Annotated in this window: 10 protein-coding genes and 2 rRNA genes; 10 read left to right on the top strand and 2 right to left on the bottom strand. The window is 39.4% G+C overall.

The window, feature by feature from the left end; all coding sequences use genetic code 11:
- Nucleotides 1–83 precede the first annotated feature (83 nt).
- A complete protein-coding gene (locus BQ7394_RS19600; RefSeq protein ID WP_075558934.1) occupies nucleotides 84–641 on the bottom strand; it encodes an RNA polymerase sigma-70 factor in 558 nt (185 codons plus the stop codon).
- A gap of 153 nt (nucleotides 642–794) precedes the next feature.
- Here BQ7394_RS19600 and BQ7394_RS19595 point away from each other — a divergent pair, with 153 nt between their 5' ends.
- The 7 genes from BQ7394_RS19595 (at nucleotide 795) to BQ7394_RS19565 (ending at nucleotide 14,755) form a co-directional block, all read left to right on the top strand.
- Nucleotides 795–1,850, top strand: coding sequence for a FecR family protein (locus BQ7394_RS19595; RefSeq protein ID WP_075560134.1), 1,056 nt, complete (start codon nucleotides 795–797; stop codon nucleotides 1,848–1,850).
- 190 nt (nucleotides 1,851–2,040) lie between these two features.
- Nucleotides 2,041–5,424, top strand: a complete 3,384-nt coding sequence (locus BQ7394_RS19590) for a TonB-dependent receptor (protein ID WP_082212048.1) — start codon at nucleotides 2,041–2,043, stop codon at nucleotides 5,422–5,424.
- A gap of 20 nt (nucleotides 5,425–5,444) precedes the next feature.
- Entirely contained in the window at nucleotides 5,445–7,235 is a 1,791-nt protein-coding gene (locus BQ7394_RS19585; protein WP_075558933.1) for a RagB/SusD family nutrient uptake outer membrane protein, read from the top strand.
- An 89-nt stretch (nucleotides 7,236–7,324) separates the two neighbouring features.
- Nucleotides 7,325–10,276, top strand: coding sequence for a glycosyl hydrolase (locus BQ7394_RS19580; RefSeq protein WP_075558932.1), 2,952 nt, complete (start codon nucleotides 7,325–7,327; stop codon nucleotides 10,274–10,276).
- 12 nt (nucleotides 10,277–10,288) lie between these two features.
- Nucleotides 10,289–12,580 (top strand): alpha-L-rhamnosidase-related protein, encoded by a 2,292-nt coding sequence (locus BQ7394_RS19575; protein ID WP_075558931.1) that lies wholly within the window; start codon nucleotides 10,289–10,291, stop codon nucleotides 12,578–12,580.
- A 103-nt stretch (nucleotides 12,581–12,683) separates the two neighbouring features.
- Entirely contained in the window at nucleotides 12,684–14,276 is a 1,593-nt protein-coding gene (locus BQ7394_RS19570) for a beta-N-acetylhexosaminidase (RefSeq protein WP_075558930.1), read from the top strand.
- A 107-nt stretch (nucleotides 14,277–14,383) separates the two neighbouring features.
- Entirely contained in the window at nucleotides 14,384–14,755 is a 372-nt protein-coding gene (locus BQ7394_RS19565; protein WP_075558929.1) for a Spy/CpxP family protein refolding chaperone, read from the top strand.
- A 49-nt stretch (nucleotides 14,756–14,804) separates the two neighbouring features.
- Here BQ7394_RS19565 and BQ7394_RS19560 read toward each other — a convergent pair whose 3' ends face one another.
- A complete protein-coding gene (locus BQ7394_RS19560; RefSeq protein ID WP_075558928.1) occupies nucleotides 14,805–16,094 on the bottom strand; it encodes a 3-keto-disaccharide hydrolase in 1,290 nt (429 codons plus the stop codon).
- A 68-nt stretch (nucleotides 16,095–16,162) separates the two neighbouring features.
- On the opposite strand from BQ7394_RS19560, the gene BQ7394_RS19555 reads away from it, so the two are divergent.
- The 3 genes from BQ7394_RS19555 to BQ7394_RS19545 all read left to right on the top strand — a co-directional run bounded on the left by BQ7394_RS19555 (nucleotide 16,163) and on the right by BQ7394_RS19545 (nucleotide 20,560).
- Nucleotides 16,163–18,987, top strand: a 23S ribosomal RNA gene (locus BQ7394_RS19555).
- 115 nt (nucleotides 18,988–19,102) lie between these two features.
- Nucleotides 19,103–19,213, top strand: a 5S ribosomal RNA gene (gene rrf / locus BQ7394_RS19550).
- A 189-nt stretch (nucleotides 19,214–19,402) separates the two neighbouring features.
- Nucleotides 19,403–20,560, top strand: coding sequence for a sensor histidine kinase (locus BQ7394_RS19545; protein WP_075558927.1), 1,158 nt, complete (start codon nucleotides 19,403–19,405; stop codon nucleotides 20,558–20,560).
- Nucleotides 20,561–20,618: the final 58 nt, after the last annotated feature.

Here is a 20,618-nt window from a genome sequence, read left to right as displayed (position 1 = left end):
AAGGAGACGATCAATACAGTGGATTTATAAAAAAGATCCTCCCTTCAATTGATTTTGTTACCGGGGAAATCAATTAAAGGATTTCACAGGGATAAGAATGACAAAAGGGGGAGATAGTCCTTCAGTTTGACCCGTAGTATTTTTAGGGCCTGGCTTATTCTGTATTCGACGGTTTTGACGGAAACGTTGAGTTTTTCGGCTATCTGGACATTGGTTTGTTCTCCGAAGCGGCTTAAGGTAAAGGTTTCACGATAGGTGTCGGGAAGTTCGCTAATGGCTTTGTTTATATTTTCAGTCAGTTCGTTTACAAAATAGTAATCAGGATCTTCAAACTGATCCTTGAGCTTATCATAAATTACGTTATGTACCCGCTCATGGTATAAGTTCTTTTTGATGGCATTCAGGCAGCGATGTTTGGTCGATATGAAAAGATAAGACTTCAGCGATGTTTCAATGACGAGATTTTCCTTTGTCTCCCAGATGAATAACATCAAATCTTGCACGAGTTCCTCGGAATCTTCGTCAGATATATATTGGGATGCATATTCGCATAAAGGCGAGTAATACTTAATAAACAGTTGTTTATAAGCGAGTTTATCTCCTTTTTGTAATTGGTTGATTATGGATACATCATTTGTCATTGCTTGTAAATCTTGATATGCAGTTCACAAAGGTAGATTTTTTATTTTAAATAATTCGTCAGTTAGGATTGCAATTGTATAGTACAGAAAAATTTGAAAAAAGATTGAATTCCTTTTAGGGTATTGCTTATCCAGTTTTGTCGTATATATAGAATGGAAGAAAAAAATGTACATATTGAAGGATTTGAACCTGACGAGTCGCTCCTATTAAGATATATCTGGGAGAAAGTTTCGGCCGAGGAAAGAGTGTGGGTGGATAACTGGCTACAAGATGATGAAGGACACGAAAAGGTGTTGTTGCAATTAGCCAATATATATTATGCGATTCATACACAGCGACGTATAGAAGCACGTGATCCTTTGGATGCTTATGTTAAAGTCCAAAAGCGTATATCACTTCCACGACGAAAAGTTTGGTTATATCCTGTTTACCAGGCAGTAGCTTGTTTTTTGGGTATATTGATACTGTCTACAGCTATTGTTTTTTGGAGAGAGAAGGATGTAAATATAAATACACAAATGGTAACGGTGCAAGCAAATGCAGGAATGCGTACGTCTTTTAATCTTCCTGACGGAACTATTGCCTATTTGAATTCAGGAAGTGTCCTCTCATATCCCTTATCTTATAATAAAAAAGAAAGAAGAGTAGAACTCACAGGGGAGGCTTATTTTAAGGTAGTGCATAATTCGGAACAACCATTTGTCGTAAGTGTTGCTAATGACAAGATGAGAGTGAAAGTTCTAGGAACGGAGTTTAATTTACAATCATATAAAGAAGAAACTGTTGTACGGACAACATTGGTCTCTGGTTCTGTAAATATAGAAATGGTAAAAAAAGGGAATATTGTTTCTAGGACGAAACTTAAGCCTTCTGAAAAAGCTGTTTATGATATAACTTCAGGTATTATGTCTGTATCTACGGTAAATACAGAGTTTGACACTGCGTGGAAAGATGGACGTTTGATATTTAAGGATATGCCGTTACCTGAAGTTTTAAATAAACTGGCTTATTTTTATAATGTTAAGTTTGAAGTGAAAGATGCAGCTATAAATAGTTATAGCTTTACTGGTACATTTGATAACAAGCAGTTATCGCAGGTTCTGGACTATTTGAAAATATCATCACGAATAAAATACACGATTAATCATATAAAATCAGATGATAGTTTAAGAGTTCAATATTCTACTGTCGTGTTACAGATGGAATAGTATTATTACACTAGTATAAATGTTAAACTTTAAATGTGCATGCCTATGAATAGATGAAAAAAACAATAGACTCTATTGAAAAACATACGGAAATATGTTATCAGCATATCCCCGTATGAAATAATCGATAGTTAGTCTTAAAACGGGACTAAACGAAATTATTTTTTAATCTTAAATCAATTACAAAAATATGGTAAAGAATTATTATATCCAACGGGATAGTAATATTTGTGTCTTTAGAATCATTCCTAAAATAAGAAGAATTACGAAGTTAACTTGTTTATTGTTCTTGTTGTCTGCAAATTTAGTTTTAGCTTCTCATGTGTATGCACAATCTGCCCTTCTCTCTGTTAAAGCAACTGAGAAGACAGTAATGGAAGTGTTGGATGAAATAGAAAAACAATCAGAATTCAAGTTTTTCTACAATAGTAAATTGGTGAATGTTCATCGTAAAGTATCTTTAGAAGCGAACGGAGAGGATGTTTTTGTTATTTTGGACCGTTTGTTCAAAAGTTCGGATGTCCGTTATAAAGTTATTGATAAAGATGTTATATTAACGGCGGTTACATCCGGAGAACTTTCTCAGGATTTAAAAAGGATAACAGGTAGGGTTGTAGATCACTTAGGCGAACCGGTTATCGGGGCTAATGTTGTAGAGAAAGGAACAACGAATGGGACAATTACTGATATTGATGGAAACTTTTCTTTGGATGTAAATTCTAATGCGACTTTGATATTTTCTTATATCGGATATGAAAGAAAAGAAGTTTTGGCTGATGGCAAGCATAATCTGTCGGTACAACTAGAAGAAGATTCCGAATCTCTGGATGAAGTGATTGTCATTGGTTATGGCACTACTAAAAGACAGGATTTCACAGGATCTGTATCTTCCGTTAGATTGGAAGACTCTCCAGTTGCTTTAGCCAGTAATCTGAATGCACTTGAATCTCTTAAAGGAAATGTGGCTGGACTTGATATTGGTGCAACTAACTCTGCTGGTGGGGAACCTTCTATGGAAATGCGTGGTCAGAAATCTATCTCAGGATCCAATGATCCGTTGATCGTTGTGGATGGTGTAATCTTTATGGGAAGTATCAATGATATCAATCCGAATGATATTGCTTCTTATGATATTCTGAAAGATGCGACTTCGGCTGCAGCTTACGGTTCTCGTTCTGCGAATGGTGTAATTATTATTACGACAAAAAAAGGGCGTACCGGGAAACCGGTCATTACACTTAATGCTACCGGTAGTATGCAGACTTGGCAGAATCGTCCAGAATTGATGAAAGGTGAACAATGGCTGGAATCGGTTATGGCTAGAAATAATAGTTCTGACTTGAGTTGGCTTACTCCGCAGGAAGCATTGAATAGAGATGCTGGAAGAGAAATTAACTGGCTTGATGAATCAACCCGTACAGGATGGGTACAGGATTATCAATTGGCTGTCTCTGGAGCTGGTGAAAAACTGAATTATTATTTGTCTACATCTTATGCCGATAATAAAGGTGTAATCATTGGGGATAATTATAAACGTATATCAGTACTTGGAAAGATTAATGCTGATATAACCAGCTGGTTTCAGATAGGAGTGGATGCTGCTTATACTTTTTCGGACTATTCAGGTGTGGGAGCCAATTTGAATATGGCAACTATGGTAACTCCTTACGGAATGATGTATCATGACGAAGAAAATGGGTTATTGGAAAAATATCCGCAAACACAGTCTATAGTTAATCCGTTATGGGGAGTAACTGATGGTTCACGTGATAACATAGACAAACGCAATAATTATCGTATTAATGCTTATGCTGTAGTTAAATTACCTTGGGTAGAGGGACTTAGTTATCGTATAAATTATGCAGGTAATATGAGTAAGAATAAGGAGGGAGATTTCTATTATGAATCCAATTATGTGAGAGAAGGGGCGTATGATGATGAAAGCAGGTATACTCCGGCTGCCTATCAGAATTTACTGGCAAAAGCCAATGGTACGATCAAGCATAAAATGACGGATAGTTGGGTGATTGATAATATCTTGAATTATAAAAATACTTTTGGTAAGCATACGATTGATTTAACAGCTGTAGCTACACGCGACCGTAAAGATTATGAAGAGAATACCCTAAAAGGAAGTGATTTTGCAGCGAATGGAAATACTACTTTAGGTATCAACGGATTGCACAAAGCAACAACGCAGAAAGTAGAACTCGATAAGAATAGACGTTCTAATATAGGTTATCTTGGACGTGCTTCTTATTCGTTTAATGATCGTTATTTTTTAACAGCTTCTTTCCGTCGTGATGGTGCTTCTGTTTTCGGGGCAAATCAAAAATGGGGAAACTTTGCAGCTGCAGGTGTTGCATGGAATATCACCCGCGAAAGCTTTATGGAAAATATTCATTTTTTAGATAATCTGAAAGTTAAATTGTCTTGGGGTAAAAACGGTAACCAAGGACTTGATCCTTATGGAACACTTTCCACTGTTAAAAATGGGTCATCGGGAGGAATCCGCTACGAGTTTGCAAATAGTAGTAATATTATCTACGGTTTACAGGCCGATGCTTTAGGTAATGCAAATCTGGGATGGGAATCTACTGAATCATGGAATACAGGTTTAGAATCGGCTTGGCTGGGTAATCGTTTGTTTTTTGATCTGGATCTTTATTTTTCTAAAACAACCGACCAGATATTCACTCGTGATATCCCGGTTATGACAGGGTTCAAGAATATAAAATCTTCTATGGGGCAAGTGAATAATAGAGGTGTTGAGATGACTGTTCGCTCTGTTAATATAGACAATCGGGATTGGAGATGGACAACTGGTATAACTTTCTGGCTAAATCGTAATAAACTTGTACATCTTTATGGCGAAGACCTTGATGGCGATGGCAAAGAAGATGACGATATTTCCAACAGCCGGTTTATCGGTAAACCACTAGGGGCTATTTATGGTTATGTGCAGAATGGTATTGTGCAAGAAGATAATTTGGAATATATCAAAGCAAATGGTGTTACGGCCGGGATTCCAATGTATAAAGATTTAGATAACGATGGGGTTATCACATCTATGGATCGCGATATTTTGGGATATACTACTCCGAATTTTAAATTGAATATGAGTAATACTGTTACTTATAAAAATTGGGATCTTTATATTATGCTTACTGGCACATTCGGTGGCGGAGGTTATTATTTGAAATCAAATACTGCTGCTTATATGACAAATGGTTCTGGTCTGTTTAATTCCAATAGTATTTATATTCCCTGGTGGACACCGGAAAATAGAAGTAATGTATATCCTTCTGCTACATTTTCTGGGGATGGTGGTCGTTTTCAGGGTTTACAGAATCGCGGGTTTGTACGTATACAAGATGTTACATTATCTTATACATTCCGTGAAGCATGGGTGAAAAGGTTGAATATTCAGAATTTTAAGTTATTCTTAACAGCAAAAAATCTTGCTACTTTTACTAATTGGGAAGGTGGGGATCCAGAAGTAGGTACTGTTGTTCGGGATGATAAATACCCTGTCCTTACTTCTTACAGCCTCGGTGTAAATCTAAGTTTCTAACCTCTATATCAATATAAATTATGAAGAAGAAAACAATTAAATATTATGTTTGCATTCTATCTTTTTTGATGACAATGATGAGTTGTAATGATGCTGATTTTTTAGCGGAAAAACCAGATACGTTTTACACTATTGAGAATGCATTTACGACATCCGAACAGGTTGACCAGGTTCTAGTAGCCTGTTATTCGCATATCCGTGTTATGTATTGTATGTTGGAAGAAGGAAAAACTGCATTTGCCTTCAGGGGAGGAAATGGTACTGACATGTTTGATGTGGCAACTATTCGTCGTAGTAATCGTTTTAATGATTATAGTATATTGAATGCTACTGACGAGGTTTTTTATACTAATTATTCACATTGGTATCAATTGATCTCTAAAGCAAATTTGGCTTTATATGCGGCTGAATTACCACAAATCGTATGGGGATCGGAAGCTGATAAAGCATACGCTATCGCTCAAGCTCGTTTTTTTCGGGCTTTTTGTTATCGAAATTTGGGAGAGTTATTTGGAGGTGTCCCTATTGTTACTGAAATAACTACTACACCTCGTTATGATTTTGCTCGTTCGAGCCGTATGGAAACCTATCAGTTTGCTATAGATGAAATGGAAGCTATCCTGAATGATTTGCCTGAAACACAAGCAATCGGTGGACGTTTGGTAAGAGGAGCTGCTTTGCATAATCTCTGTCAACTTTATATTGACAAAGGTGTGACTTTGGAAGAAGAAGGAAACTTGGCGGATGCAAAAAACGCTTATGGAAGAGCTATTACATATGGAAATGATGTGATCGACGGTTCAATATACAATTTGATGACAGAACGTTTTGGTAGTAGAATGAATGAAAATCCAGAATTCTATTATACATCAGATGCAACAGAACAAGATCCGGCACATTCTTATTCTTCGGCAGGAGTAAATATAGAGGGAAATGTTTACTGGGATCTTTTTCAGGAGGGAAATCAGAATTATCAAGATGGAAATAAGGAAGCAATTTGGGTTGCTCAGGTTGATTATACTGCATATAAAACAGAGGACGGTAATTCAAAACTTCAGTATTCCCGTGTTTTTGGACCAGTTTATCGTGATCCTATGTCTGCTCATCTAGGAGGAATGTTGGAGGATGTTGGTGGACGTGGTATCGTACAAGTTACACCTACGATGTATACCCGTGATATTATTTATCAGGGTAAATGGGGGGATGATATGAGAAATTCGGATGCTGTTTTCAGAAGAACTCTTGTTGGTAATACTCCTTCATCTCCCTATTATGGAAAACCGGTGCCTTGGAGTGTTATTTATCGCGACGGAGAAAGTTCTGATGCAATAGATGCTGCAAAAACACAATGTTTTCCTATTTCCTGTAAAATAGCAACAGATAAGTATACTGGTTTGAATGATGGAGAAAATCGTAGTAATTTATTTCGTGATGAATATTTGATTCGTTTACCGGAAACGATCCTTCTTCGTGCGGAAGCGAAAATGCGTGCAGGTGACAATGCTGGGGCTGCTAATGATCTCAATCTTTTGCGCAAGCGTGCAAAATGTGCTTATTTGGTACAGGCTTCAGACGTCAATGTCGATTTGATTTTGGATGAACGTGCCCGTGAACTGGTATATGAGGAGTGTCGTTGGAATACATTACTTCGTATGGGAGGTACAGTAGCTACGGATCGGATCAAAAAATATGCATATTGGGACGATCCACGTACGACATTGACAAAACAATTTAATCTCTGGCCTATTCCTCAGGTTGTAATAGATACAAATAAGGATATTGTTATGGAGCAAAATCCAGGCTGGAATTGATGAGATAAAGATAAAGGTTGTGCCTCATGCTGGTTTCTTCACGAGAAAGGCAAGGCACAACCTTTGGTTTTACTAATACCATGATAATAATGAGAAAGAAAATAACCGGACTGCTCTTTATTGTACTAACTTTATGCTGTAGTTGCCAAAATACAAAACAAGGAGAGGTCCAGACAGGTAAAGACATTGACTATAATTATTTGAAATCCCATTTTCAAAAACCGGAAAGAATTTATGGGGTAAATTGTTGGTGGTGGTGGCTTAATGGAAATGTGACAAAGGAGGCTATCACCAAAGATCTGGAAGCCATGAAATCGAAAAATTTTCAAGGAGCTATGATTTTTGATGCAGGAGGCCATAATCAACGTGGAAATAAAGATATCCCGGAAGGGCCTGAATTTGGAAGTAAAGAATGGAATGAGTTGTTTGTATATGCTTTGGACGAAGCTAAAAGAGTTGGATTGGAAGTTGGATTTAATATACAAAGTGGTTGGAATTTGGGTGGTCCGTGTGTCACCCCTCAGTATGCTGCTAAACAACTGACATATACGGAGTTTAAAGTATCCGGAGGAAAAGTAATCACGCAACAAATGCCTGATCCTCTTATTCGTAAAGGTTTTTATAAAGATATCGTAGTGTTGGCTTTCCCAATAGATGAAACATTACAAACTGATGAAGGTATAGAGTCACTTGATTTGAAGTTAGGTTTTCACGAATTAGGAGGCTCTGCTCCGGACTGTCGTTTCTTATTAACGAATACTCCTTATCAGACTACACAGGAAACTGGTCGAAAATTTTATCGAATAGATCGGAGTAATATTATTGATTTGACGGCACAAATGGATAAAAAAGGTTTACTTACATGTGATATACCGCCAGGAGAATGGTGTATTATGCGTATTGGTTATACATGCACAAATTCAGAGGTTTCTACATCAAGCAATAGTTGGCAGGGGAATGTACTAGACTATATGAGTAAAGAGGCTTTTGATTTTTATTGGAACAATGTTGTAGAACCGATATTTAATGCAGCAGGTGATCATGTTGGCACCACTTTGAAATTTATGGAAACCGATAGTTGGGAATGTGGGGGAATGAATTGGACTGACAATTTTGTGGATGAATTTCGTTCTTATCGGGGATATGATTTGTTAACCTATTTACCTGTTATAGCTGGGTATGTTGTTGATGATATTGATACTTCAAATGCGTTTCTGGCTGATTTCAGGAAAACATTAGGTGAATTAGTCGCTCATAATCATTATGCGCAGTTTGCTGAACATGCTCATCATTACAATATGGGAATACAGCCGGAATCGGCCGGTCCGCATGCCGGTCCTATGGATGGAATAAAAAATTATGGTTTCAGCGATATTGTCATGAGTGAATTTTGGTCACCATCACCTCACCGCCCCAGAGCTAGAGACCGTTTCTTTTTGAAACAGGCCTCTTCCGCAGCACATATTTACGGGAAGAAAATTGTGGGTGCTGAATCGTTTACAACGATCGGTCCGCAGTGGAATGATGAATTGTGGAGTGAACAAAAGCCATCGTTTGATCATGAAATTTGTTCAGGACTTAATCGTCTGTATTTTCATACTTTTACATGTTCTCCTGCGGAAATGGGATTGCCTGGACAAGAGTATTTTGCAGGTACGCATATTAATCCACAAGTTACCTGGTGGGAAAAATCTGATGCACTGATTAATTATATACAACGCATACAAATGTTGGTTCAAAATGGTAGATTTGTAGCAGATGTATTGTATTATTATGGAGATCATGTGCCTAATGTTTTCCCTTTCAAAGATTGGGATCCTGCAGGAGTTATGCCTGGCTTTGACTATGATGTAACAGATGAAACTATCTTTACACAGCTTAAAGTTGTAAATGGGGAAATAGTTGTACCCGGAGGAATCTCTTATCGAGTGTTGGTTCTTCCAAATCATCGGGTGTTATCTTTAACTGTCTTGGAAAAAGTAAAAGATTTATTAGAGCAGGGTGCTCACATTATAGGTTATAAACCGGATAAAATGATTTCATTGACAGGAGGAAATTCTGCTCAAGAGCATTTTAAAGAATTAAGTGATGATATTTGGGGAACAAATGAAGAAGGGAGTGGTGAGAGAAAATATGGAAAAGGTAAAATAATATGGGGAGTGAGTGCAAAAAACTATCTGTTTTCTCTGAATATTCCTGCTGATTTCTCTATATGGGAAAATAAAAATGAAACAGATTATGATTATATCCATTATACAATTGGAACTACTCATATTTACTTCATAAGCAATCAAACAGGGGAATGTAGAAATATTATGGCCCAATTTCGTCTTTCCGGATTTCAACCTGAACTATGGGATGCCTTGACTGGAGAGATACGTGAAGCTAAAGCTTTCAACCAGAAGGAAGGAAGTACAACTGTGCCTCTTTCTCTTGAACCTTATGGTTCAATATTCGTCATTTTTAACAGAGAGATTGACAAGAGTACACAGGGAAAGGGTATATCTAATTATCCGAAATATGAGACTCTGCAAGAAATTTCAGGCCCTTGGATAGTGAATTTTAATTCGCAAAGAGGAGCTCCAGCTTCTATTTCTTTCCCAGAATTAGCGGATTGGACAACGAATACAAATGAAAATATTAAATATTATTCAGGTTCAGCTGTTTATAATAAAACATTTAACGTATCTTTCTCGAAAGAAAAGGATATTTCTTATTTCCTTCAATTGGAAAATGTGAAAGATGTAGGGATTGCATCCGTCCGATTAAATGGTAAAGATAAAGGTATTCTTTGGACGAAGCCTTTTCGGGTAAATATTACAAACGAATTGCGGGAAGGTGAAAACTCTTTAGAGATAGAAGTCATAAACTCTTGGTATAACCGTGTTGCTGGAGATGAAATGGGACAGGATAGAAAGAAATATACAAATACAAACATTGTTTTGGGGCATGATTTTGCAGGTAGGACTATTCAGCAAATACCGTTAGAGCCTTCCGGATTATTAGGTCCTGTAACAATAAGAAAAGGAATTTTAGAATAAATATATAAAAGTATGATACATAAAATATTAAACAGAACTCTTCTCTTGTTTTTGGCTGTTTGCCTAAATGTGTTATCCCAGGCGGAAGAACTTAAACCGTCAGGACTTTTAACCGATTTGATAGAACATACCGATCGGACCTGGATAAATGGTATCTTGTCTAATATTCCTGTCTGGCAAAAGGAGGAAGTGATTGAGCCTATTGAATCTGTGAAGATATGTTCAACACATCCGACATTTAGTTGGATTGTTCCGGGAGAAAAACAAAATACCAGGCAGATAGCTTATCGTATTATCGTATCTGATAATTATGCAGAAGCTGTTTCAGGTAATGGAACGATTTGGGATAGCGGACAGATTAGAGATGGACGATCGACAGCTATTTTGTATAAGGGAACTGCTTTACGGGAAGATAAGGTTTATTTTTGGCGGGTAAAAACCGTTACAAATACGGATGGTGAGAGTGAATGGTCTGATGTGAAGGCATTCCTTACAGCTGACTCTTTGTCTGAATATGCAGCCAGTCATTATCCACAGGTGAAAACAGCAGATCATCCTGTTAATATTCATTTGGTGGAAAAGAAGGTATGGCTAGCCGATTTTGGTAAAGATGCTTTTGGGCAATTATTGATAACTTTAACGGCCAACTCCGATAAGGATAAAGTGATTGTGCATTTGGGAGAATGTATCACTAACGGGCGCGTGGATCGTAATCCTGGAGGAACTATTCGTTATCATAGTTATTCGTTGTCTTTATTGAAAGGTACACATACCTATCGGATTAAAATCGCAAAAGACAAACGGAATACAAGTCAGGCTGCCGTGTTGATGCCTACTTATGTTGGAGAGGTTGTTCCTTTTCGTTTTTGTGAAATTGAGGGATATGAACCTGTTCTGAAACAGGAAAATATAACCCGTGAATATATTCATTATCCTTTTGACGAGACAGCATCTTCTTTTTATTGTAGCAATGATACGTTGAATCAGATATGGGATTTATGTAAGTATTCCATAAAAGCGACATCTTTTGCGGGTATATATGTCGATGGAGATCGGGAACGTATTCCTTATGAAGCGGATGCTTTGATCAACCAATTAAGTCATTATAGTGTAGATAGGGAATATTCTTTGGCTCGACGGTCTTATGAGTATTTGTTAAAATCACCAACTTGGCCTACAGAATGGATTTTGCAGGCTATTATGATAGCCTGGTATGATTATTTATATACTGGCGATAATCGCTCTTTGAAAGCGACTTATCAACAGTTGAAACCTCGGACATTGATGCAATTGAGAGAAAAAAATGGTTTGATTAGTACGACTACAGGATTACAAACCCCTGAATTTCGGAAGTCCATTCACTTCAATGGAGAGATCCGGGATATTGTGGATTGGCCTCATACAGGGATATTAGGATTAAATAATGAAGAAGGTGGTGAAACAGATGGTTTTGTTTTCACAGATTATAATGTTGTAACGAATGCTTTTCATTATGAGGTTCTGATGCAAATGGCAGACATCGGTAGAGTAATCGGAGAGATAGAAGAGGCTGATTTTTATAAACGACAAGCAGAAATGTTTAAGAAACGATATAATCAACTTTTCTTTGATAAAAGAAGAGGTGTTTATCGGGATGGTATTTCAACAGAGCATGCTTCTTTACATGGGAATATGTTTCCCCTGACTTTTAATATGGTACCAGAGGGAAATAAGAAAGGGGTATTGGACTTTTTGAAAACTCGTGATATGGCTTGCAGCGTATATGGTTCTCAGTTTCTAATGGATGCCCTTTATAATGCTGGAGGGGCAGACTATGCTTTACAGATGTTGACAAAGACTGATGACCGAAGTTGGTATAATATGATTCGCGTTGGCTCTACGATTTCTTTGGAGGCTTGGGATAATAAATATAAACCGAATCAAGACTGGAACCATGCATGGGGAAGTGCTCCAGCTAATATTATTCCCCGTAAACTGATGGGAATTGAGCCTCTTAGTCCGGCATTTGAAACCTTTAGGGTCAAGCCTCAGCCTTCAACCTTGGAAAGCGCCTCAATAAAAATGCCAACTATTCGTGGAGAGATTGAAGTTTCATTTATAAATAAACCAGCTAGTTTTGAGTTGCTGGCTCGTATCCCCTCTAATACTTTGGCTGATATCTACTTACCGGTGAGGAAGAAAGTCAAAAGTGTGGCGATGAATGGAGAAAGAATTCAAAAGCTAAAACAGGTAGATGGATATATTCTCCTTGAAGATGTTGGATCTGGTGTATATCAGTTTGAAATAGAATTTGGAGGAAATTGAAGATAAAGTTTCATTTGTTGATTAGATATTATTTTTATGTTTTAAATTTGTGAAGATATTGTTCCTTTTTTGAAATAGTGTATAACATTTAAATCTATCATGTATGAAATCTAGTTTTCTTGTAACCTTGTATTTTCTTTTCCTTTGTGCCTGCCAGGCTCCTCCCGTTGAAGAATATTCGGTCATTCCTCAACCTCAGGAGATCAGTTATACTCCGGGGGTTTTTAAAATGGGTAATCATCCGGCTATTTCTTATTCCGGAGATCTGGCTAATGAGGCTCAGTACCTGCAGAATGCACTTACAGCCGATTTTTCAATTAAGCCGACCATAGAGGAAGGGAAAGGTTCTATTAATCTGATTCTCGATCCTGCTGTTTTGCAGGATAAACCGGAAGGTTATCAGATGGAAGTGGCTTCCGGTAAGATTACAATAAAGTCAAGTACTTCTGCCGGTGTCTTAAACGGAATACAAACTTTACGTCAGATCATAAAGGAAAAAGACGGGAAATATTTGGTGCAAAGAGCTACTATTTCTGATTATCCGGCTTTTTCCTGGCGTGCTTTTATGTTGGATGAAGGACGTTATTTTAAAGGTAAAGATGTTGTGCTGAAATTGCTGGATGAAATGGCCGGGTTGAAAATGAATGTTTTTCATTGGCATCTCACAAATGATCAAGGTTGGAGAATAGAGATAAAGAAGTATCCAAAACTAACAGAGGTTGGTGCTTTTCGTGATTCTTCTGAAATTAACCATTTTAATAGTAATGTGTATGATGGAAAACCGCATGGTGGGTTTTATACACAAGAAGATATAAAGGAAATTGTCGACTATGCTTCAAAACGACACATTACGGTTGTTCCGGAGGTCAGCATGCCTGGACATGCTAGTGCGGCTATTGCTTCATATCCTTGGTTGGGTACGAGTGGAAAACAGATCAGGGTGCCGGGTAAATTTGGTGTTCATTACGAGGTTTTTAATGTTTCCGATCCTAGGGTGATGGAATTTTTGGATGATGTGACAAACGAGGTTATTGCTTTATTCCCCAGTCCGGTATTTCATATCGGAGGTGATGAAGTGAAATATGACCAATGGAAGGCCTCTCCGGCTATACGTAGCTATATGGCTAAGAATGGTTTGAAAACACCTGCCGAACTTCAGATCTATTTTACCAATGAGATTTCCAATATGTTGGCTTCAAAAGGAAAGCGTATGATGGGATGGAATGAGATCACTGGAGATAAACTGCATGAATATCAGTCTGCTGAAGATACAAAAGAAGTCGATCAGCAACTGGCTAAAGGGACGATCGTTCATTTCTGGAAAGGCGATCCGGCTCTTATCAAGAAAACGATTGATAAAGGATACGATGTGGTAAACTCTTATCATGAATACACTTATGTGGATTATAGCTATGAGTCTATTCCGCTATCTAAAGCTTATGCATTTAATCCGGTGCCGGAAGGATTATCTCCTGAAGAACAAAGTCGTGTTCTGGGACTCGGTTGCCAGATGTGGGGAGAATTTATTCCTACGGTTGAAAGCATGAATCAGAAAATCTATCCGCGTATTGCTGCCTACGCAGAAACCGGGTGGACTAGTATGGATAAAAAAGATTACAACCGTTTCCTGAATTCGCTTAACTACTTTAAAAATAAGTGGTCATCGGAAGGTATTGTGACAGGTCCGACTGAATAAAGATATTTTTTTACGAGGTTGATTAAACTATTTTCGGATAGCCGAGTCTATTATATCGAAGCGCTTCACAAACAAAGATATATTAATTTAGTAATAAGTAATAGTTTATGAAGAAGGTAATAGGATTGTTTTTGGTTATCCTGATTAGTTCAACAACCGTTTTTGCCCAGAGTGGTAATCGACAAGGAAGGAAAGGAGATCCTTCAAAACGTAGTGAGAAAATAATCGAAGAATTGAAACTCGATGATAAGCAAGCTGCGGATTTTCGTAAAGTGGAAGCTGATTTTAGAGAGCAGATGAAAAAGGAACGTGAAGTTGTAAAAGAAGATCGTGAAAAGATGCGTGAAAAAATGACAGCTATGCGTACTGAGAAAGATGCTCAGATAAAGAAGATTCTAACTGATGAACAGTACAATCAATATCTGGAAAGACAGAAAAAAGTGGATAGCCCTCGTAAAAAAGGACATGGACGTAAGTGATAAAAATAAAAAATCCCCGGCAGAATATTCTGCCGGGGATTTTTGTGTGTTATAACGTTTTCAGTTTCAGATTACGCCATAGAACTTTGATTCCGCCGCCATCATGAATTTGCAAAGCGATGCGGCCTTGTCCGGCTCCAATTTTTTCATCGTTAATGTTAACCATTTCTTCTCCGTTCAGCCAGGTTTGTACGTTATCTCCCTGAACTTTGATACGCATGGTATTCCAGTCACCTTCTTTTAGGATTGTTTCTTTTTCATCCGGAATCTGCACCAACCATCCGCGTCCGTATGATTCGTAAATTCCTCCGGTGTCGTGTCCTTTAGGAGCAACTTCAACCTGCCATCCGTTTACTTTTACATCTTCTTCAATAAAAGAACGGATGAATACGCCTGAATTACCGTCTGCTTCTTGTTTGAACTCAACAGTTAAATCAAAATCATCGTAGTAATCACGAGTTGCCAGATAGCCATATTTCTTGTCAGGACCGCTTTCACAAATCAGTAAGCCGTCTTTCACATACCATAATTCAGTTCCGTATGCTTCCCAGCCTTTCAGGTCTACACCGTTGAATAAGTTCACTTCCTGGCTTTTGCGGGGGAGTTCTTTGATCTTTAAATTACGGAAAGAGGCAGGATAACCATGATCCTGTAAACAAAGGACACCTTTCTTTGCCAAACCATATTCGGGGGCATTGGACCATTTTCCACTATTTTTCTTTTCATACCAATCGTCTGTCCAAGCTTCAAATTCTAAAATCTTTTGTCCGTTCAACCAATGTTCTACATGGCCATTGTCGAATACAATTTTTGAGTTGTTCCATTCGCCTTGCGGATTGACTTTCATTTTAGACTTGTCTGGCAAATGCATAGCGTAATCAACACCCAGCTTTTGCCATTCTTCCAATGGTTCCGGGAAGTTCGGTTCGTCGATTAATTGATATTCCGGTCCTGTTACATAAGGGACGGCAAACTGAGGACGTTCTACTACATGGTAAAGCATACCACTGTTGCCACCTTTAGAAAGTTTCCAATCCCATGACAATTCGAAGTTTTCATACTGTTTGTCGGTTACGATATAACCACTAGCATCACTGCCATCGCCTTTGGCCTGGATACATCCGTCTACTACATGCCACGGCTGGGTGAGAGTAGTTCCATTGTAATCTTTCCAACCGTTGAGTGTTTTTCCGTCGAAAAGGAGCTGCCAACCGTCGGCGACCTCTTCGGGAGTAAGAGTGTTTTGTTCTGTACTTGTACATGAAGTAAACAGAGCTAATGATACTGCACAAGAGGCTAGCAGGCTAGTGGCCGTTACTCTTTTCATTACTGATTCCATTTTAGATTAAGTTTAAATTGATAATGATATTGTGACAAAGATAGAAAAAGATCTTTAGCTAAATTCTTAAAAAACGTATTGAAGTTAGATTCTCTTCTTATCAAAAGATGCGTTCGATATATATCAAACGCAAAGATCACATATATGCTTTATTCGTTTGATAATTATGTTCCATTCGTTTGATATATGTGAAACGGATCTAAGTACGAATNAGGAGAAGAAAATAAAAATGATTCCGCAAGTAGTGGCGAGCGAACGCGGAAGAGCCCAAACCGATATTGTTTAGGCAATATCGGGGTTGTAGGACTACGATGTAGCAAGAACTTAGTAAAGTAGAACGTTTTGGAAAGAACGGCCATAGACGGTGATAGCCCGGTATACGACTTACTGACGAAGCTTAGTAGTATCCTGAGTAGCGCGGGGCACGAGAAATCCTGTGTGAATTAGCGGGGCCCATCCCGTAAGGCTAAATACTCCCGAGAGACCGATAGCGAACCAGTACCGTGAGGGAAAGGTGAAAAGAACCTCGAACAGAGGAGTGAAATAGACCCTGAACCCGTCTGCCTACAAGCGGTCGGAGCAGCGTAAGCTGTGACGGCGTGCCTTTTGCATAATGAACCTACGAGTTACTTTCTCCGGCAAGGTTAAGTATTTCAGATACGGAGCCGAAGCGAAAGCGAGTCTGAACAGGGCGGTATAGTCGGAGGGAGTAGACGCGAAACCAAGTGATCTACCCATGGTCAGGTTGAAGGTTAGGTAACACTAACTGGAGGACCGAACCGGTAAGCGTTGAAAAGCTTTCGGATGAACTGTGGGTAGGGGTGAAAGGCTAATCAAACTTGGAGATAGCTCGTACTCCCCGAAATGCATTTAGGTGCAGCCTAGGGTTAGTATAATATGAGGTAGAGCGACTGATTGGATGCGAGGGCTTCACCGCCTATCAAGTCCAGATAAACTCCGAATGCGTATTATATATTGCCCTGGAGTGAGGGCGCGGGTGCTAAGGTCCGCGTCCGAGAGGAGAAGAATCCAGACCATCAGCTAAGGTCCCCAAATAACAGTTAAGTTGAACTAACGAAGTCAGACTGCAGAGACAGCTAGGATGTTGGCTTGGAAGCAGCCATTCATTTAAAGAGTGCGTAACAGCTCACTAGTCGAGGAGTTTGGCGTGGATAATACTCGGGCATAAACTGTTTACCGAAGCTATGGATGTCGTAAGACATGGTAGGGGAGCATTCCAGTGGCGTAGAAGGTGAGGGATAACCCTTGCTGGAGCGACTGGAAAAGCAAATGTAGGTATAAGTAACGATAAAGGAAGTGAGAAACTTCCTCGCCGAAAGACTAAGGTTTCCTGATCAACGTTAATCGGATCAGGGTAAGTCGGGACCTAAGGATAAGCCGAACGGCGATTCCGATGGAAGAATGGTTTAATATTCCCATACTACTTTATAGAGCGATGTGGAGACGGAGAAGTGACAATCCTGCCAACTGACGGAATAGTTGGTTAAAGGGTGTAGACGTTGATCGTGGTAGGCAAATCCGCCATGAGAGTCGAACCTGACAGTATACCGAGTACTTGTACAAGGTAATATGGATGTAAGCAGGCTCCCTAGAAAATCCGCTAAGCATATTTATAAAGTACCCGTACCGTAAACGGACACACGTAGTTGGGTTGAGAATACTGAGGCGCTCGAGTGATTCACGGTTAAGGAACTAGGCAAATTGACCCTGTAACTTCGGGATAAAGGGTCCCTACTGAAAGGTAGGGCGCAGAGAATAGGTCCAGGCAACTGTTTAACAAAAACACATGGCTGTGCGAAATAGAAATATGAAGTATACAGCCTGACACCTGCCCGGTGCTGGAAGGTTAAGAGGAGAGCTCATCGCAAGAGAAGGTTTGAATTGAAGCCCCAGTAAACGGCGGCCGTAACTATAACGGTCCTAAGGTAGCGAAATTCCTTGTCGGGTAAGTTCCGACCTGCACGAATGGTGTAATGATCTGGACACTGTCTCAACCGTGAGCTCGGTGAAATTGTAGTATCGGTGAAGATGCCGATTACCCGCGATGGGACGAAAAGACCCCGTGAACCTTTACTATAGCTTTACATTGAATTTGGGCAACTAATGTGTAGGATAGGCCGGAGGCTATGAAGCAGGTACGCCAGTATTTGTGGAGCCGTCGTTGAAATACGGCCCTTTGGTTGTTTGAGTTCTAACCCGCGAAATGTGGGGACACTGTATGGTGGGTAGTTTGACTGGGGTGGTCGCCTCCAAAAGAGTAACGGAGGCTTCTAAAGGTACCCTCAGACCGATTGGTAACCGGTCGTAGAGTGTAATGGCATAAGGGTGCTTGACTGGGAGACATACAAGTCGATCAGGTAGGAAACTAGAGCATAGTGATCCGGTGGTTCCGTATGGAAGGGCCATCGCTCAAAGGATAAAAGGTACTCCGGGGATAACAGGCTGATCGCTCCCAAGAGCTCATATCGACGGAGCGGTTTGGCACCTCGATGTCGGCTCGTCACATCCTGGGGCTGGAGAAGGTCCCAAGGGTTGGGCTGTTCGCCCATTAAAGTGGCACGCGAGCTGGGTTCAGAACGTCGTGAGACAGTTCGGTCTCTATCTATCGTGGGCGTAGGATATTTGAGAGGCTCTGACACTAGTACGAGAGGACCGTGTTGGACAGACCACTGGTTTACCGGTTGTACCGCCAGGTGCACCGCCGGGTAGCTAAGTCTGGATTGGATAAGTGCTGAAAGCATCTAAGTACGAAGCCAGCCTCAAGATAAGATATCCCTCAAGGGTCGTCGTAGACTACGACGTTGATAGGCTACAGGTGTAAGGGCAGTAATGTCGAAGCCGAGTAGTACTAATAGCCCGAGACTTTCTTTTTCCGGAAGGAAGGATTGATATATCAGCAGATGTGGTAGAGTGTAACAACAAAGCCATATAGCGAAAGGTTACTATTAAAGTAGCGTTGTCCAAGGTCAAACATCTTAAAAAGAAATTAAGGTGGTTATAGCGTTGGGGATCCACCTCTTCCCATTCCGAACAGAGAAGTTAAGCCCAACCACGTCGATGGTACTGCGTAAAAGTGGGAGAGTAGATAGCCGCCGTTTTAGTCAGGTCGAAAGACTGAAAAGGTAGAAAGGAATCAATCGAAAGGTTGGTTCCTTTTCTTGTTTTATACCCTCTTGACCCTCTCAGAGGGAAAGAATGGATCTATTTCTTCTTATGAATTAACTTTTTTCCTATAATAATCTATCATCTTTCCCGTTTTAATATACATTGAGAATGAATGTATAATTATGAGCAGTATATATGATTCCCGGCAACGGTTGAAATATCTTTTTATCTTAATAGCCACATTGATCGCAATTGTTTCGGTGTTTGTATCTGACCAGATCGTAAAAAGTTTGGCGCAGGAAGAGCGTCAGAAGGTTGAGATTTGGGCAGAGGCGCAGCGTATGATTGCTTCTGAAACGAATGGTTCCAATATGGCACTTATCCTGAAGATTATACAGAGTAATACAACTATTCCTGTGTTATGGTGTAACGAGAAGGATAGTGTAATGGATCAAAAGAATATTGAACTTCCGGAAAAAGATCTCGATCAGTTTTTGAAGGCGAAAGTACGGGAGTTTAAAAGTAAGAATCCGCCGATCCTGATCGATATGCAGGACGGGACTTTCCAATATCTTTATTACGACGACTCGATCATCTTAAAAAGACTTCTTGTTTATCCTTATGCACAGTTGGCGGTTGTCTTTATTTTTATTCTGATCGCTTTTCTGGCATTGGCGAGTACGAAGAAAGCCGAACAAAATAAAGTATGGGTTGGCTTGTCGAAGGAAACAGCTCATCAGTTGGGTACTCCTATTTCTTCTTTGATTGCCTGGGTAGAATATCTTCGAACGAAGGAGATTGACCCTTCTTTGTTGAGTGAGATGGAAAAGGATGTAAAGCGTTTAGAGATGATAGCGGAGCGTTTTTCAAAGATCGGATCGAATCCGGACCCTGTGCCCGTCAATATCAGTAACTCCATTCAAATGGCCTTAAATTATATGGAAACGCGTATTTCGTCCAAGGTCAGGATATATACCCATCTTCCGGAGAATCCGGTATTGGTTTTGATGAATGATTCTTTGTTTGCCTGGGTTATTGAGAATCTGACTAAAAATGCAGTGGATGCAATGGAAGGTCAGGGAGAAATAACTTTCCAGGTGGAAGAGCGCGAAAAGACTGTTCGGATCGACATTTCCGATTCGGGAAAAGGCATTCCTAAATCGAAATATAAGACCGTGTTTAATCCGGGGTATACAACCAAGAAACGCGGATGGGGACTAGGTTTGTCGCTTGTCAAGCGTATCATTGAATCCTATCATGGCGGTAAGATATTCGTGAAGAGTTCAGAGGTCGGTAAAGGCACGACATTTCGTATAGAGCTTCGTAAATATAAAGGCTAAATAATTCAATAATAAAAAATAACTGTAAAGGTATTGCATTTGTGTTTAGTTTTTTCGT

It is taken from the genome of Parabacteroides timonensis, assembly GCF_900128505.1.
In the GTDB taxonomy this organism is placed as follows: domain Bacteria; phylum Bacteroidota; class Bacteroidia; order Bacteroidales; family Tannerellaceae; genus Parabacteroides; species Parabacteroides timonensis.
This window is presented reverse-complemented; position numbering and strand designations above follow the sequence as displayed.